Origin of the sequence: Brevundimonas fontaquae (assembly GCF_017086445.1) — a bacterium.
Classification (GTDB): Bacteria; Pseudomonadota; Alphaproteobacteria; order Caulobacterales; family Caulobacteraceae; genus Brevundimonas; species Brevundimonas fontaquae.
In genome coordinates, this window is record NZ_CP070968.1 from 1,905,179 (window position 1) to 1,919,852 (window position 14,674).

Below are 14,674 nucleotides of genomic sequence, written 5' to 3' on the forward strand. Positions count from 1 at the left end.
CGTAAAGACACATTGGGCCGGACCGGGGCAGGGCAGCGCATCCGGCCAGACCGGCGGCTCCGAGCAGAACTCCGCGTCTATTCGCGCTCAATGCCCGCTTTCCGCAGGCTGAGCTGTCTCGAACGCGAAACTGGGGTGCGAGGGCTGGTTATAGGCCGAGTTCTGCCCCGACACCTGTGACCGATATTGCGCATCGTGCATCAGAGTGACGTGGCGGATGGCGGTCGGATGCGGGGTCACATAGATGCGCAGCGCCGAGTTATCGGCCGTGCGCCAGATCACCTCTTCACGCCAGTCGCCCAGGATGTCGGCGACCAGAACCGGATTGGCCTTGGTGCCGTTGTTGGAGGCAGCGCCCTCGGCGCTCAGAAGGGGGACGGACCGCTGGTTTTCCCAGTCCCATTTGAAGATCCGCGTGCCGTCCAGCAGTTCGCGCAAGGCGTCGCCGTCCCACCAGATGCCGAAGTTCATCTGCTGCGGGCGGGTGGGAGAGATGACCCGGCCGTCCGCCGAATACAGGTCGTTGCTGTTCGACGCCCAGACCTCGGCCCCCGGATAGCGGGGATCGATGTCGATGGCGACGCCGCGCCCGACATCCTGCTGTCCGGGCGTGAGCCACAGGACTTCGCCGGTGCGGGCGTCGACCATAGCCGACCCGATGCCGCCATTGCCGACGACGTTTTCATGCACCCCGAACTTCTCGAGCCCCGGCCGGGTCGGGTCCAGGTCGCCGACGTGCATGGCGTCGCCGTGACCCAGCCGCGTGGTCCACAGCGCCGTTCCGTCGTCGTTCAGCGCCATCGCGCCGTAAATGATTTCCTGGCGGCCGTCGCCGTCCACGTCGGCGACGCTGAACTGGTGATTGCCCTGACCGGCGTAGCCTTCGGGCGCTGTGTCGCTGTCGAACACCCAACGCTGGCCCAGCCGTCCGTCGCGCCAGTCCCAGGCGGCGACCACAGTGCGCCCGTAATAGCCGCGCGCCATGACGATGCTGGGCAGACGCCCGTCCAGATAGGCGGCGCCGCCCAGATACCGCTCGGACCGATTGCCATAGCCGTCGCCCCAGAGGGCCGCCATCTCTTCCGATGTCGCTTGATCCCCCGTCCGACCGCGCGAGGGGACATAGGGCGCGCTGGCCAAGGCCGCGCCGGTGCGGCCGTCGAAGACGGTTATGAACTCCGGCCCAGACAGGATGCGGCCGACCAGACCGGCCGCCAGGCTTCCGTCCGGTTTGCGCTCGGCGCCCGTGCGGTCATGGCTGGGGATTTCGCCGCCGTCTTCGCGCCAGTCGGCTTTGGCGTCGCCGATCACCCGACCGGCGCCGTCGATCGTGCCGTCCGCGGTTTTCAGTGCGACCTCGGCCCGTCCATCGCCGTCGAAGTCCTGCACGACCATCTGGGTGTAGTGGGCGCCCGAACGAATGTTGCGGCCCAAGTCGATGCGCCACAGCCGCCGTCCATCCAGCGTATAGGCGTCGATCAGCGTGGGGCCGGTGAAGCCGGCGAAGGCGTTGTCCTTGGCGTTGGTCGGCTGCCATTTCAGGATGATTTCGTAGCGCCCGTCGCCATCCAGATCGCCGACCGTCCCGTCGTTGGCCTCATATTCATAGGTCACCCCGTCGGGCGTAACGCCGCCATCGGGGCGATCCAGCGGGATTGTGAGATAGCCGGAAGGTAGGTTCAGCGCGTCCGACGCATTTGGGTCGCCCACGCGGCGCACGGCATAGCGCGCCCGCAGATCTCCGGTCACGTCGTGCCAGTTCGTCGCTTCCCCTGCGCCTGTCCGGGCGACTCTCACGCCATTCTTGAACACGTCGAAGCGGGCGTCTGAAGAGTCCGTCTCCATAAGCCGCCACTGCACCAACATGCCTCTGCCGGAATTCAGCGTAGCCACCACGGACCGATCCAGCCGCTCCGGACGCGGCAACTCGGCGTTGGCGAACCCAGAGGCCATGACGAAAATCGCGCCCGAGCAGACCAAAAATCCGCGTGGTGGCGCCATGCTAAAACGAGCCAAAACCGCCTCCCAGCGCCGATGGCCCATTTTGTAGGATATTATCCCAAATATGCCAAGCAGCTGCGCCTTCAGGCAATGTTTGCCGGAGTGCGAGGACGTGGAGGCCTTCCGTTTTGGTAGGTGCGAGACGCAAGTCGCAGACTTGCGCAAGAACTTAGGTGGGGTCGCCAACCCAGGTCGGCTCGGCTTGGACTGACTAGATCTCGTTGAGTTTTCATGGGCGCTTCCTACGGCGCTTTGAATGACGAGAAAGCGCAAGGTTGGCGTCTATCGCTTGAACAACTGACGACATTCTGGGGCGCAAGAGATAGAAAGGCGTGAAAGCTCTTCGGTTGATCGGCGACTTGCCCCGCAAAGTTGATCGTCCAGCAGCGCAGGTTTCGGCAGCTACGATGTGTGGCACCGCCGTCTATTCGTCGAGCCGCGTAGGACTAGGCTGAAGCGAAAGGAGAGCTGAATAGCTTGGCTGCCTATCGACGTAAGGGACAGGCGGCATTTGAGGGGGGCTGCGCCAAGATAATGTGACCCACGCTGTGCTTCGCGCTCGAGCGCCCTAGGCTCCGGACTCAATCGGCATCCACCAAGTGACGGCGGCGGCGATAAGCACGGCGGACAGGAAGTTGTCGGCCCGTTTGTCGTATCGGGTTGCGATGCGCCGGAAGTCCTTGATGCGGCAGAACATCCGTTCGACGGCGTTGCGGCTCCGATAGGCAACGGGGTCCTAGGTGTGGGGATGTTTGCGCGTCGGGTTGGGCGGGATGACGGGTTCGCAGCCTCGTTCGGCGAGCCAGTCGCGCAACTTGCGGGCGTCGTAGGCGCGGTCGGCCAGGAGCTTGCGAGGCGTCGGCACAATCCTGAGCAACGCCGCAGCTCCGACGAGGTCATGGGTGTTCCCAGCCGTCAGAACCAGGGCTCGGGGCCGGCCCAGGTCGTCGGTCAGGGCGTGAATCTTCGTCGTCCGACCGCCCCGGGAGGCTCCGATGGCGTTTTCGAAGGCCCCCCTTTTGCGCCCGCCGCCGAGCGGTGGGCTTTCACGTAGGTGGCGTCTATCGCGCCAGTGAACACGTCGCTCTTGCCGGTCAGGCGTAGAAGACCTCGCTCTAAACGCCCTGTCGGCTCCAGCGATTGAAGCGGTTGTATACCGTCGTGTACGGCCCGTAATCGGTCGGACAGTCCCGCCATCGGGCGCCCGACCGCAGCATGTGGACGATCCCGCTGATCACCCGGCGATCATCTACACGCCGCGCGCCGCTACGGCCTCTCGGCAGATGCGGCTCGATCGCCGCCCACTCCACATCCGACAACCAGTAAACCGACTTCGACTTCGACATCCGGAGCACCTCCGGAATCTTGGAATCAGCCTTCGCATTCCAAAGCAAGCTGATTGAGTACGGAGCCTAGCTGAACAGGCTCCACCAGGGCTTCCAAGGGGTCAGATGATGTTCGTGGTGACGGCCGAAGTGGAAGCAAGTCAGCAACGACAGGACCGGGCCGAAGGGGCTGGTGCGGGCGTTGTGGTGGTCGGGGAAGGCTTCGTCCGTATGCCTGTGAGGCAGCCAGGTTCCGAAGGTGAACAGCTGTAGCGCTGAGAGCAGGGCGGGCGCAGCCCAGAAGACCAGAAGATTGGGCATGCGGGCGCCGAGGATCAGCACAGCGACGGCCACGAGCACCGTCAGAACGGCCAATTCTCGCCAGCCGAAATAGGTGCGGAAAAAACCGTAGAACCACGGCAGGAAGGCGCGGGGGGCGTCGGCGTGAAAGTCGGGGTCGTCCGCCGTGCCGGGGCCCGCGTGATGGGCGTGGTGTGCTGTCTTCAACGGCGCGAACCGAAAACCGGCGTAGAGGGCCAGCGCCAGGCTGCCGATCGCCTTGTTCAGCCGTGGGCGTCCCGGCGCCAGCGAGCCGTGCATGGCGTCGTGGGCGACGATGAACAGGCCCACGGACAGCCAGGTCTGAACGGCGACGATCAGCGGAACGGTCAGGACGCTCCAGATCGTCCAGCGATGAAAATAGACGCCGTAGACATGCAGGCTCAGCCAGGCCGCCGCGATCAGGCCAGCCAGCGTCAGACCGATCAGGGCCTGGTTCGGGACGACCCGTGACATTGGCGTGACGGCGGACATGGCGCGACACTTAGCGCATCGCGGTCCGCTAAGCATCCTGTTCGCTTGCCGCATGCGTCGTCGCGTGCCACCTGTCTGGAATGCAGGTCGACGCCTCTGACACTTCCGCGCCGGACCTTTTGCTGGTCGGCGGCGGCCTGGCCAATGGCCTGCTGGCGCTGCGGCTGTCGCAGCTGCGGCCCGATCTGGACTTGCGAATCGTCGAGGCGGCGCAGACCCTGGGCGGGGTCCACACCTGGTCCTTCTTCGACAGCGACCTGACGCAGGCGCAGCGCGACTGGATCGCGCCCTTGGTCGTGCATCGCTGGCCAGGATACAGCGTCCGTTTTCCCCAGTTCGAGCGCGCGCTGTCGACCCCCTATTGCAGCGTCACGGCCGAACGGTTCGCGGCGGTGGTCGAGGCGGCTTTGCCCGGAAGGGTCATACTGGGTGCGCCGGTCGCTTCGGTGTCGCCGACCGAAGCGGTGCTGACTGATGGACGGCGTCTGAGCGCCAAGGCGGTGATCGATGGGCGCGGGCCGACCGCGACGCCGGATCTGGCGCTGGGTTTTCAGAAGTTCGTCGGGCTGGAGGTGCGGCTGGCGGCGCCGCACGGTCTGACCACCCCCATCGTCATGGACGCCTGCGTCGATCAGGCCGGGGGCTATCGGTTTCTCTACACCCTGCCGTTCGATAATCGTACGCTGCTGATCGAGGATACGCGCTATACCGACGGCGATGCGCTGGATCGCGAGGCGTTCCGTCAGGGCGTGCTGGATTATGCGCGCGGGCAGGGCTGGACGATCGACACGGTGCTGCGCGAGGAGGACGGCGTCCTGCCCGTGGCGCTTGATGGGAACATCGGCGCGCATTTGTCGCGGATGGGGCCGACGGCGCTCAGCGGTCTGCGCGCCGGGCTGTTTCACCCGACCACCGGCTATTCCCTGCCGGACGCCGTGCGCCTTGCCGACCGGTTGGCGCGGGATTTCGAGCCGGCGACGGTCGCCGAGGACATCCGCCGCCACGCGCATCACGTATGGGCCGGACGAGGCTTTTATCGGTTGTTGAACCGGATGCTATTCCGTGCGGCACGGCCCGATGAGCGATACAAGGTGCTGGAGCGGTTTTATTGTCTGCCCCAGCCTTTGGTCGAACGCTTCTACTCTGCGGGATCGACCCTCGCCGACAAGGCGCGGATCCTGAGCGGAAAACCCCCGGTGCCGATCGGCGCCGCACTGACCTGTATGGTCGAAAGAGGACGTGCGTGATGCGGGCTGCTGTCATCGGATCGGGCTTCGGAGGCTTGTCGCTGGCCATACGGCTGCAGTCGGCGGGCATTCAGACCACGGTGTTCGAGGCCCGCGATCTGGAGGGCGGCCGGGCCTATGTGTTCAAGGACAAGGGCTATACCTTCGACGCCGGTCCCACCGTCATCACCGACCCGTCGGCGCTGGAGGAACTGTTCGAGGCCAGTGGGCGCAAGCTGTCGGACTATGTCGAACTGCTGCCGGTCGCGCCCTTCTATCGGCTGTGCTGGGAAGACGGCGACGTCTTCGACTACGTCAACGATCAGGACGAGCTGGATCGCCAGATCGTGGCGCGCAATCCGGCCGACAAGGAAGGCTATCGCAAGTTCCTGGCCTATTCGCAGGACCTGCTGAAGGAAGGCTATCTGAAGCTGGGGGCCGTGCCGTTCCTGGACTTCGCCAGCATGGTCAAGGCGGCGCCAGAGCTGATGCGGCTTCAGGCCTGGCGGTCGGTCTATGACAAGGTCGCCAGCTATATTCAGGACGAGCATCTGCGTCAGGCGTTCAGCTTCCACTCCCTGCTGGTCGGCGGCAATCCGTTCGCGACATCGTCGATCTATGCCCTGATCCATGCGCTGGAGCGGCGCTGGGGCGTGTGGTTCCCGCGCGGCGGTACTGGTGCGCTGATCCAGGCCATGGTGCGTCTGCTCAAGGATCTGGGCGGGGAAGTGCGGCTGAACAGTCCGGTCGAGCGCATCACCATGGCGAACGGGCGCGCGACCGGCGTGGTCGTAAACGGCGAGACGCTGGCCTTCGACATGGTCGCCTCCAATGCCGACGTGGTGCACACCTATCAGCGCCTGCTGGGTCAGGAACCGCGCGGTCAAAAGGAGGGCGCCAAGCTGGCGTCGCGGCGTCACTCCATGTCGCTGTTCGTCATCTATTTCGGCCTGAAACGCGTCCACCCGGAGGTGCGCCACCACACGGTGCTGTTCGGGCCGCGCTATCGCGAGCTGATCGCCGAAATCTTCAAGGGGCCGGACCTGCCCGATGACTTCTCGCTGTATCTGCATGCGCCGACGCGGACCGATCCGTCACTGGCGCCGGAAGGCTGCGACGCCTTCTATGTGCTGGCGCCGGTGCCGCACCTAGCCTCGGCCGACATCGACTGGGAGGTCGAGGGGCCGCGCTATCGCGACCGGATTCTGGCCTATCTGGAAGAACGCTACATCCCCGGTTTGACGGCGGACCTGGACACCTGCCGGATCTTCACGCCGGTCGATTTCCGCGACCAGCTGAACGCCCACCAGGGTTCGGCCTTCTCGCTGGAGCCTATCCTGACCCAGAGCGCCTGGTTCCGGGTGCATAACCGCGACGACCAGATCCCCAACCTGTATTTCGTGGGCGCCGGCACCCACCCCGGCGCCGGCGTGCCGGGCGTGGTCGGATCGGCCAAGGCCACCGCCGCCCTGATGATCGAGGACGCGAGGCAGCCGGCATGACCGACGCCGTCCTGGATCACAGCCGCCAGTCGATGGAGCAGGGGTCCAAGAGCTTCGCCGCCGCCGCGCGCCTGTTCCCGGCGGCGATCCGCGACGACGCCTGGATGCTGTATTCCTGGTGCCGGCACTGCGACGACGAGATCGACGGACAGGTGTTGGGCCACGGCGCGGTCGGCATTGATCCGGTGCTGGCCGGCGAGAAGCTGGACGAACTGCGCCTGCGCACCGCCGCCGCCCTGGCCGGAGAGCCGCAGACGGACCCGGTCTTCACCGCCTTCCAGCGCGTGGCCATGCGTCATGGCATTCCTGCTGACGAGGCGATGGACCTGTTGCACGGGTTCGAGATGGACGTGGTCGGCCGGCGCTACGACACGCTGGAGGACACGCTGGACTATGCCTATCACGTCGCCGGCGTCGTCGGGGTGATGATGGCGCGGATAATGGGGGTGGAAGATGCGCCGACCCTGCGACGCGCCCAGGACCTGGGGCTGGCGTTCCAGCTGACGAACATCGCCCGCGACGTCGTCGAGGATGCGAAGGGGGGGCGCGTCTACCTGCCCGGCGCCTGGCTGGATGAGGCGGGCGTCCCGCGCGATCAGGTCGATCAGCCCCAGCACCGCGCCGCCGTGGCCAAAACGGCGCAGCGTCTGGTGGCGGCGGCCGAGCCCTTCTACGCCTCGGCGCGCTGGGGTTTGCGCGATCTGAACCCACGTTCGGCTTGGGCCATCGCCACGGCGCGCGGCGTCTATCGTTCGATCGGCCGCCATGTGTCGCGCGCCGGCGTGAGCGCCTGGGACGGACGGACGTCGGTCGACAAGGCGGGCAAGTTGATACTGCTGGGGCGGGGTGGTCTGATCGCCCTGTGGTGCAAGACGCTGGACGCTTGGCGCGAGCCGCCGCCGCGCCCGGCGTTGTGGACCCACGTCTGACGATCAACGGGCGGCGCGCCGCCTCTCCAACATCAGGGCGACCGCGAGGCCCCCTGCGCCCAGACCGGCCATGATCGCCCAGGCGGCGATGACGGTCGGGGTGAATTGGCCGCGCCAGATCACGGCCTGATAGGCCTCGATCGCCCAGGCGTGGGGCGTGATCCAGCCAAGCTCACGAAAGGCCTCGGGCATCAAAAAGCGCGGCGCCATCGACCCGCCCAACGCCGCCAGCAACAGCACCACGAAGGTCGTCAGCGGCTGGGCCTGTTCGCGCGATCGACACGCCGCCGTCAGCGCCAGGGCCAGGCCGGCGGCGCAGAAACCGACCGTCAACGCGGTGATCACAGCCGCCGCCATCTGCCAAGGCTCCAGGGCGGGCAGCTTGACCCAGGCGGCGACGAAGACCGCCGCCGACTGCATCACGCCCACCGCCGTCAGCCAGACGGCCCGCCCGCCAAGGATGGGCGAAAGGCCGCCGCGCGCCAGGGCCAGGCGTGACTGCAGGCCGGATCGTCGCTCGTCCAGCCCGCCCATGGCCCCGTGCATGGCGGCGAAGAAGACGAACATGACGCTGACCGCGCCCGCATAATAGGTCGCCTGCACATCACCCTGAGGCCCGATCTGCAGGGTCTGAACGCGCGGCGTGGGTCGTGCGATCTGCCCCGACAAGGCGGCGGCCATCGGCTCCAGCCGCGCCTGAAGCGCCGACGCCGCCACGTCCCGGCCGGCGGCGGAAACGATCACCAGCTTCGGCGGTCCCAGCGTCGAGGGACGGATCAGTATGCCCGCGTCGGCGCGACCGTCGATGACGGCGCGGTCGAAGGCCTCGCGATCGTCGACGATGCGAAGGCGCGCGCCCATTTCCTTCGACACCGCCTCGCGGATCGCCGCCGTCGCGGGCGTGCGCGACGCCTCGTGCAGCACGACGGTCGTGTCGATGTCGCCGCGCGCGCCCGCGCCGAAGATCGCCGCGAACAGCAGATAGACCAGGGGCGGCAACAGCAGAGTCAGGATCACGCCTGCGCGGTCGCGCCAAAACCCTCTCGCCCAGGCACCCGTCACCGCCATCATGACGGAGCCTGCGACAGTTGCGCGACCAGATCGTCCAGTCCGGGGCGGCGCACGGCGACCTCGCCATCCTCGCCATCGACGACGGCGGCCAGCATCTGGGCGATTGCTAACGCGTCCTCGCAGAGCCGCCGCCACTCCAGCCCGTCCTCGGACGCGCTCAGCCCCGCCTGGGCGAACCATTGGGCGGCAAGGTCTGACGCCGGTCGGGTCAGGCGAATGCTGAGCAGTCGGGCTGAGCCGAACGCGCGATGAAGCAGGGCGTTCGGCGCGCCTTCCGCCAGAAGTCGCCCCTGCGCCAGGACGCCGATCCTGTCGGCCGTATCGGCGACGAAGATGGCGTCGTGACTGATCAGCAGGCAGCCGGCGCCGGCTTTTGCGGTTTCGCGCAGTGCGATTGACAGGACGCCGCGGGTCGCCGCATCCACCCCTTCCGTCGGTTCGTCGGCGATCAGCAGCCGCGGTTGCCCCACCAGGGCGGCGCTGAGGTTGGCGCGCCGCTTCCAGCCGCCCGACAGGGTGCGCACCGGCTGATCCGCGCGCGGGCCGCAGCCGGTCAGGTCGAGCGCGCGGTTCACCGCCGCGCTGCGATCACGCTTGGGCACGCCGCATAGCCGGGCCGTCACATCGACGTTCTCGCGCGGCGACAGGGCCGGGAACAGGGCGCTGTCCTGCGGCGCCAGCCCGATGCGCCCGCGTGGTCCGCCGCCTTCGCCCAGGACGACACGCCCGCGCCGAGCAAGCAGCAGCCCTGAGGCGACACGCGCCACCGTGGACTTGCCCGCGCCATTCGCCCCGAGCAGGGCATAGACCTCGCCCGCAGCGATGCTCAGGCTGAAGTCACGCAGCACAGGTCGGCCGTCGTAGCCCGCATCGATCCCGCTCAGCGACAAGGCCGGCGCGATGTCAGACCCCAAGTTCGGCCTGCTGGAATAGGTCCAAGACGTAGAGGGCCAGGGGGCTGTCATGGCCGACGGCCTCGACCGCCTTGGCCAAGGATTGCCGCACCGCCGCGCGGGTCCGGCATTCGCCCCACAAATCGACGAAGGTGGTGGTGTCGTCGTCCTGACCCACGTCCTTGCCGACGGCGTCCACGGTCGAACAGACATCCAGCAGATCGTCGCAAAGCTGGAAGGCGAAGCCGATCGCCTCGCCGAAGATCGACAGCCGCGCCAGATCCTGCGCATCGCCGCCGCCGAGCAGACCGCCGCCGTGCACGGTGGCGACGAACAGGGCGCCGGTTTTCAAATCGTTGATCTGGCGCAAGGCGGTTTCGTCGCGATCCCGCGCGTTGTCGCGCAGGTCGCGCATCTGACCCTCGGACAAACCGTCGAATCCGATCGCCTGCGTCAAAAGGTCCAGGGCAGCCAGACGCGTTTCCGCCGGCGCCGGGGTCTGTAGCACCAGACGCGTCGCCTGGTTCAGCAGGGCTACGGCCGCCAGAACCGCCGTATCCTCGCCGTGGCGACGATGCAGGGTCGGCTGGCCCCGACGCAGCGAGGCGTCGTCCATGCACGGCAGATCGTCCAGAACCAGTGATGCGGCATGAACCATTTCCAGCGCGCAGGCATAGTCCAGGGCGTCTTCCGGATCGCCGCCGACATGCGCCGCCGCCAGCATGGCCAGCACCGGCCGGACCCGCTTTCCCTGTCCCAGCAAGGCCTCGCGGGCCGCTGTGGACAGCAGGCCGCCATGCGCGGGCGCGACCTCGGCCAGGTGCGCCTGAACCTGCAGACGCAGATCGTCGGGGTCGCACGATGCGTCCGCCAGGGGCGGTTGGCGCCGGATGCCGACGATCGCCATACAGATCTCCCATACTCGCCGGCGTCGCGTTGCGACCACGCGCCGAACCTTTATGATGCCATACGGCATCACGACTGCGTCGGATGCAACCCGCCAGGAGCCGTTTGCGATGTCCACCGACGCCGATGCCTTGATCCGGCGCAAGGACGAACACATCGACCACGTGCGGGCTGGGCGAGGCGTCAGCCAGACGACCTCGGGTCTGGACGCCGTCCGTTTTGTTCACGACGCCCTGCCGGATATCGATCATGACGCCATCGATCTGGCGACGCGCTTTCTGGGGCGACGGGTCGCCTTGCCGTTCCTGATCAGTTCGATGACCGGCGGGCCGTCGCGGGCCGAGGCGATCAATACGCGGTTGGCCGAGGCGGCCCAGGCCCTGGGCGTCGTTCTGGCTGTCGGCTCACAGCGTGTGGCGCTGGAGACGGAAGGTGGTGTGGGTTTGGGACTGGATCTGCGACGCCGCGCCCCCGATGCGATGATTTTAGCCAACCTGGGCGCCGTGCAGTTTGCCCTGGGCTATGGCGTCGACGAGGCGCGGCGGGCCATGGAGATGATCGGCGCCGACGCCCTGATCCTTCATCTCAATCCATTGCAGGAAGGCATTCAGCCCGAGGGCGATCGAGACTGGCGCGGCGTGGCGCAAGGCATCGAACAGGTCGCGGCGGCTTTCCCGGGTCGTCTGATCGTCAAGGAGACCGGCGCCGGCCTGTCGGGCGCGGTGGCGCGCCGCTTGGCGGACATGGGCGTCGCCGCGCTGGACGTGGCCGGAGCGGGGGGCACCAACTGGGGCCTGATCGAGGGCGCGCGAGCCACGGGCGGTCGGGCGGAAGCGCTGGCCGCACCCTTCGCCGGCTGGGGCGTACCGACGGCGCGCAGCCTGCTAGACTGCGCCGAGGCCGCGCCGGAACTGGATCTGATGGGGTCGGGCGGCATCCGCGACGGGCTGGATGCAGCGCGCGCGATCCGGCTAGGCGCTTGCCTAGTCGGTCAGGCGGCCGGGGTGCTCGAGGCGGCGCTGACCTCGACCGAGGCGGTGGTGGATCATCTGGACCTGATGGCGGCCCAGCTGCGACTGGCCTGTTTCTGCACCGGATCGGCGGACCTCGCCGCCCTGGCTCAGGCTCCGTTGCTGGATGAGCCGCGTTTCTGAGACAGTTCGGCCTTCAGCGCGCGCGCCGACCGCACCCATAGGAAGCCGAACGACACGCAGCCCTCGCGCGTCCGCACCGCATGATGCAGCCTATGCGCCTGAATGCGGCGCGTCCAAAACCCCGAGCGCCCCGCGATCCCCGTCGGGAAACGGCGATGCACCAGCCCGTCGTGAAAGAAGAAATAGATCAGTCCATAGGCTGTGACACCCAGGCCGATCGGCAGTGCCCAGGGCCAGACGTGCAGGCCCAAGGCGACGAAGACGATGGCCGGGGCGGCGAACACCACGGCGAACAGGTCGTTCTTCTCCAGCACGTCGTCGTGCGGCTCGTGATGGCTGCGGTGCCAGGTCCACAGCAGGCCGTGCATGACATAGCGATGCATCGCCCAGGCGAAGACCTCCATCCCCAGGAAGGTAGCGAGGAACAGCAGGATCATCGTCGGCCAGGACATGACCGCATCATAGGCGCTTTCAGCCCTGCGCGTCACGACTTGACCCGGCGTGACGTTTCGCCGTCTGTGCGCCCATGTTGAAGGACCTGTTCGTCACCACCCTCGCGCTCAGCCTGATCATCGGCGTCCGCTACCTACTGGTCGGCGTTGTGACCCATGGCTTGCTGTGGGGCGGTGCAGGACGGGGACGTCAGCTGAACCACAGGCCGCCAGTGGCGAAACGCGTCCGCGCCGAAATCATCGCGTCCCTGATCGCGTGCCCGATCTACGCCTTGCCGGCCGCATTCGTCATCGAACTCTGGAAGCGCGGCGGGACGGCGATCTACGACGATATCCATGCCTGGCCGGTGTGGTGGCTGCCCGCCAGCTTCATCGTCTATATGCTGGCGCACGACGCCTTCTACTATTGGGTCCACCGCGGGCTGCACCACCCGCGCATCTTCCCCTGGGCCCACGCCGAACACCACCGGTCGCGCGATCCCAGCGCCTTCGCCTCCTTCGCTTTTGATCCGGCCGAGGCGATCGCCACGGCCTGGTTCCTGCCGGCCCTGACCCTCTTCATCCCTATTCACTGGGGCGTAGCTCTGGCGCTGCTGACCCTGATGACCGCCACGGCCGTGCTGAATCACGCGGGTCGGGAGGTCTGGCCCGCGTCCTGGCTGAAACGCGCCCCCCTGTGCTGGATGATCACCGCCACCCACCACGACGCGCACCACAAACGTTTCAACGGCAACTATGGCCTCTACTTCCAGATGTGGGACCGATGGGCAGGCAGCGAGATTTCACAGCTAGATCGGCCATCGCCGCGAAACCCTCTCACTTGAAGACGGTGACGACCTTCACCGCCTCGCCGCGGGGCGATCTGACGCAAACCTGACCCAGCCATAGCCCCAAACACAACACGACCCGCAGGCGACTGCGGGCCGTGTCCTTTTGTGAATGATCCGAAGGATCAGGCCGTCTTGGCGCGGTCCTTGTCGGAGGAGCTGCGGGCCAGTTCGCGGTTAAGCCACAGGGCCAAGAGGGTGCAGACGGCGCCCGACAGCAGATAGGCGCCGGCGGCGATCAGACCGAACTGGCTGGAGATCCACAGGGCCGCCAGGGGCGCAAATCCGGCGCCGAACAACCAGGCCAGGTCTGAGGTCAGGGCCGAGGAGGTATAGCGGTTGGTCAGGCTGAAGCTGGAGGCCACCGGGCCCGAGGCCTGGCCGAACGACAGGCCCAGCAGGATGAAGCCGGAGATCATGAAGGTCAGCTCGCCGACCGGGCCGCCGTTCAGCAGCTGCGGCGCAAAGCCCGAGAAGGCGGCGATGCCGGCGGCCGTGATGGCCAGCAACGTGCGGCGGCCGTAGCGGTCGGCCAGAATGCCCGAAGCCAGGATGGCCAGCAGGCCAAAGACGGCGCCGACCATTTCGATCAGCAGGAAGCGGACCGGCGTTTCCTTGGTGAACAGGAACACCCACGACAGCGGGAAGACGGTGACCATGTGGAACATGGCGAAGCTGGCGAGCGGGGCGAAGGCGCCGATGGCGATCTTGGGGCCTTCGTCGCGCAGGGCCTGACTGATCGGCGTGGGCTGAAGCTCGCGCGTCTCGAACAGCTTCTGGAAGGCCGGCGTCACCACGATGCGCAGACGGGCGAACAGGGCCACGACGTTGATCGCGAAGGCCACGAAGAACGGATAGCGCCAGCCCCAATCCAGGAAATCGGGCGCCGAGAGCGTGTTCAGGAAGAAGGCGAACAGCGCCGAGGCCACCAGCAGGCCGATGGGCGCGCCGAGTTGCGGGATCATGGCGTACCAGCCGCGCTTCTTCTCGGGCGCGTTCAGCGCGAGCAGCGAGGCCAGACCGTCCCAGGTGCCGCCCAAGGCGACGCCTTGGCCGATACGGGTCAGGGCCAGCAGCACCGGAGCCCACATGCCGATGCTTTCATATCCGGGGATGAAGGCGACCGACACGGTGGAGGTGCCCAGCAGCAGCAGGGCGGTCGTCAGCTTCGCGCCGCGCCCGAACTTGCGGTCGATGGCGATGAACAGGACCGTGCCCAGCGGACGGAACAGGAAGGCCAGGGCGAAGACGGCGAAGGAGAGCAGGGTGCCGCCCACCGCGCCCGCATAGGGGAAGATCAACTGCGGGAAAACGACCACCGAGGCGATGGCGTAAACAAAGAAGTCGAAAAACTCGGAAGTTCGGCCGATAATGACGCCGATGGCGATCTCGCCGGCGTCAACCTTGCCATGACCCGTGTGAAGGGCGGCGGCGTCGCGTTCCAGCGACTCTGACGAAGGGGTCGTCGAGGCGGACATGGGCTTGGTCGCTCCGTGTGAGACTGAATTATCGGCCGTACGGCAGGTCGCCGCATTATGACCGCGCGGCCTTTGCGATGAAAGCGGCCTCAAGAGG

General features: G+C 67.0%; 12 protein-coding genes and 1 pseudogene. 5 read left to right on the top strand and 8 right to left on the bottom strand.

Going from position 1 to position 14,674, the window contains the following annotated elements; all coding sequences use genetic code 11:
* Positions 1-87: 87 nt before the first annotated feature.
* The 3 genes and pseudogenes from JX001_RS09300 to JX001_RS09310 all read right to left on the bottom strand — a co-directional run bounded on the left by JX001_RS09300 (position 88) and on the right by JX001_RS09310 (position 4,139).
* Complete coding sequence (locus tag JX001_RS09300; RefSeq protein ID WP_241004596.1) at positions 88-1,953, bottom strand: rhamnogalacturonan lyase; 1,866 nt, start codon at positions 1,951-1,953, stop codon at positions 88-90.
* Positions 1,954-2,569: 616 nt separating this feature from the next.
* Positions 2,570-3,347: pseudogene (locus JX001_RS09305) on the bottom strand (IS5 family transposase).
* A 66-nt stretch (positions 3,348-3,413) separates the two neighbouring features.
* A complete protein-coding gene (locus JX001_RS09310; protein ID WP_241004597.1) occupies positions 3,414-4,139 on the bottom strand; it encodes a fatty acid desaturase in 726 nt (241 codons plus the stop codon).
* 80 nt (positions 4,140-4,219) lie between these two features.
* Here JX001_RS09310 and crtY point away from each other — a divergent pair, with 80 nt between their 5' ends.
* The 3 genes from crtY to JX001_RS09325 are packed head-to-tail and all read left to right on the top strand — an operon-like array spanning position 4,220 to position 7,796.
* Positions 4,220-5,386, top strand: a complete 1,167-nt coding sequence (crtY, locus tag JX001_RS09315) for a lycopene beta-cyclase CrtY (RefSeq protein WP_205680848.1) — start codon at positions 4,220-4,222, stop codon at positions 5,384-5,386.
* A complete protein-coding gene (locus tag JX001_RS09320) occupies positions 5,386-6,867 on the top strand; it encodes a phytoene desaturase (protein WP_055754144.1) in 1,482 nt (493 codons plus the stop codon). The genes crtY and JX001_RS09320 overlap by 1 nt, the downstream gene beginning before the upstream one ends.
* Positions 6,864-7,796, top strand: coding sequence for a phytoene/squalene synthase family protein (locus tag JX001_RS09325; protein WP_205680849.1), 933 nt, complete (start codon positions 6,864-6,866; stop codon positions 7,794-7,796). The genes JX001_RS09320 and JX001_RS09325 overlap by 4 nt, the downstream gene beginning before the upstream one ends.
* A gap of 3 nt (positions 7,797-7,799) precedes the next feature.
* Here the strand turns inward: JX001_RS09325 and JX001_RS09330 are convergent, their stop codons facing one another.
* The 3 genes from JX001_RS09330 to JX001_RS09340 are packed head-to-tail and all read right to left on the bottom strand — an operon-like array spanning position 7,800 to position 10,667.
* The gene (locus JX001_RS09330) at positions 7,800-8,813 is read right to left on the bottom strand and encodes an ABC transporter permease (protein WP_205680850.1); all 1,014 of its coding nucleotides are present in this window, start codon (positions 8,811-8,813) and stop codon (positions 7,800-7,802) included.
* A 50-nt stretch (positions 8,814-8,863) separates the two neighbouring features.
* Positions 8,864-9,781, bottom strand: coding sequence for an ABC transporter ATP-binding protein (locus JX001_RS09335; protein WP_205680851.1), 918 nt, complete (start codon positions 9,779-9,781; stop codon positions 8,864-8,866).
* Positions 9,771-10,667, bottom strand: coding sequence for a polyprenyl synthetase family protein (locus JX001_RS09340; protein WP_205680852.1), 897 nt, complete (start codon positions 10,665-10,667; stop codon positions 9,771-9,773). Before JX001_RS09340 ends, JX001_RS09335 begins: the two co-directional genes overlap by 11 nt.
* 109 nt (positions 10,668-10,776) lie before the next feature.
* Here JX001_RS09340 and fni point away from each other — a divergent pair, with 109 nt between their 5' ends.
* Positions 10,777-11,820, top strand: coding sequence for a type 2 isopentenyl-diphosphate Delta-isomerase (fni, locus tag JX001_RS09345; protein ID WP_205680853.1), 1,044 nt, complete (start codon positions 10,777-10,779; stop codon positions 11,818-11,820).
* On the opposite strand, the gene JX001_RS09350 is transcribed toward fni, so the two are convergent.
* On the bottom strand, positions 11,787-12,272 hold the full coding sequence (locus JX001_RS09350) for a sterol desaturase family protein (protein WP_205680854.1): 486 nt from the start codon (positions 12,270-12,272) through the stop codon (positions 11,787-11,789). The genes fni and JX001_RS09350 overlap by 34 nt on opposite strands.
* A 74-nt stretch (positions 12,273-12,346) precedes the next feature.
* On the opposite strand from JX001_RS09350, the gene JX001_RS09355 reads away from it, so the two are divergent.
* Positions 12,347-13,096 (top strand): sterol desaturase family protein, encoded by a 750-nt coding sequence (locus JX001_RS09355; protein WP_205680855.1) that lies wholly within the window; start codon positions 12,347-12,349, stop codon positions 13,094-13,096.
* Positions 13,097-13,224: 128 nt separating this feature from the next.
* Here the strand turns inward: JX001_RS09355 and JX001_RS09360 are convergent, their stop codons facing one another.
* Positions 13,225-14,577, bottom strand: a complete 1,353-nt coding sequence (locus tag JX001_RS09360) for an MFS transporter (RefSeq protein WP_205680856.1) — start codon at positions 14,575-14,577, stop codon at positions 13,225-13,227.
* Between the last annotated feature and the right edge of the window lie 97 nt (positions 14,578-14,674).

Coding starts and splice junctions, on each gene's coding strand:
- JX001_RS09325 (WP_205680849.1), top strand. CDS start 6,864: ATGACCGACGCCGTCCTGGATCACAGCCGCCAGTCGATGGAGCAGGGG.
- JX001_RS09340 (WP_205680852.1), bottom strand. CDS start 10,667: ATGGCGATCGTCGGCATCCGGCGCCAACCGCCCCTGGCGGACGCATCG.
- fni (WP_205680853.1), top strand. CDS start 10,777: ATGTCCACCGACGCCGATGCCTTGATCCGGCGCAAGGACGAACACATC.
- JX001_RS09360 (WP_205680856.1), bottom strand. CDS start 14,577: ATGTCCGCCTCGACGACCCCTTCGTCAGAGTCGCTGGAACGCGACGCC.
- JX001_RS09355 (WP_205680855.1), top strand. CDS start 12,347: ATGTTGAAGGACCTGTTCGTCACCACCCTCGCGCTCAGCCTGATCATC.
- JX001_RS09320 (WP_055754144.1), top strand. CDS start 5,386: ATGCGGGCTGCTGTCATCGGATCGGGCTTCGGAGGCTTGTCGCTGGCC.
- JX001_RS09310 (WP_241004597.1), bottom strand. CDS start 4,139: ATGTCCGCCGTCACGCCAATGTCACGGGTCGTCCCGAACCAGGCCCTG.
- JX001_RS09300 (WP_241004596.1), bottom strand. CDS start 1,953: ATGGCCTCTGGGTTCGCCAACGCCGAGTTGCCGCGTCCGGAGCGGCTG.
- crtY (WP_205680848.1), top strand. CDS start 4,220: ATGCAGGTCGACGCCTCTGACACTTCCGCGCCGGACCTTTTGCTGGTC.
- JX001_RS09350 (WP_205680854.1), bottom strand. CDS start 12,272: ATGTCCTGGCCGACGATGATCCTGCTGTTCCTCGCTACCTTCCTGGGG.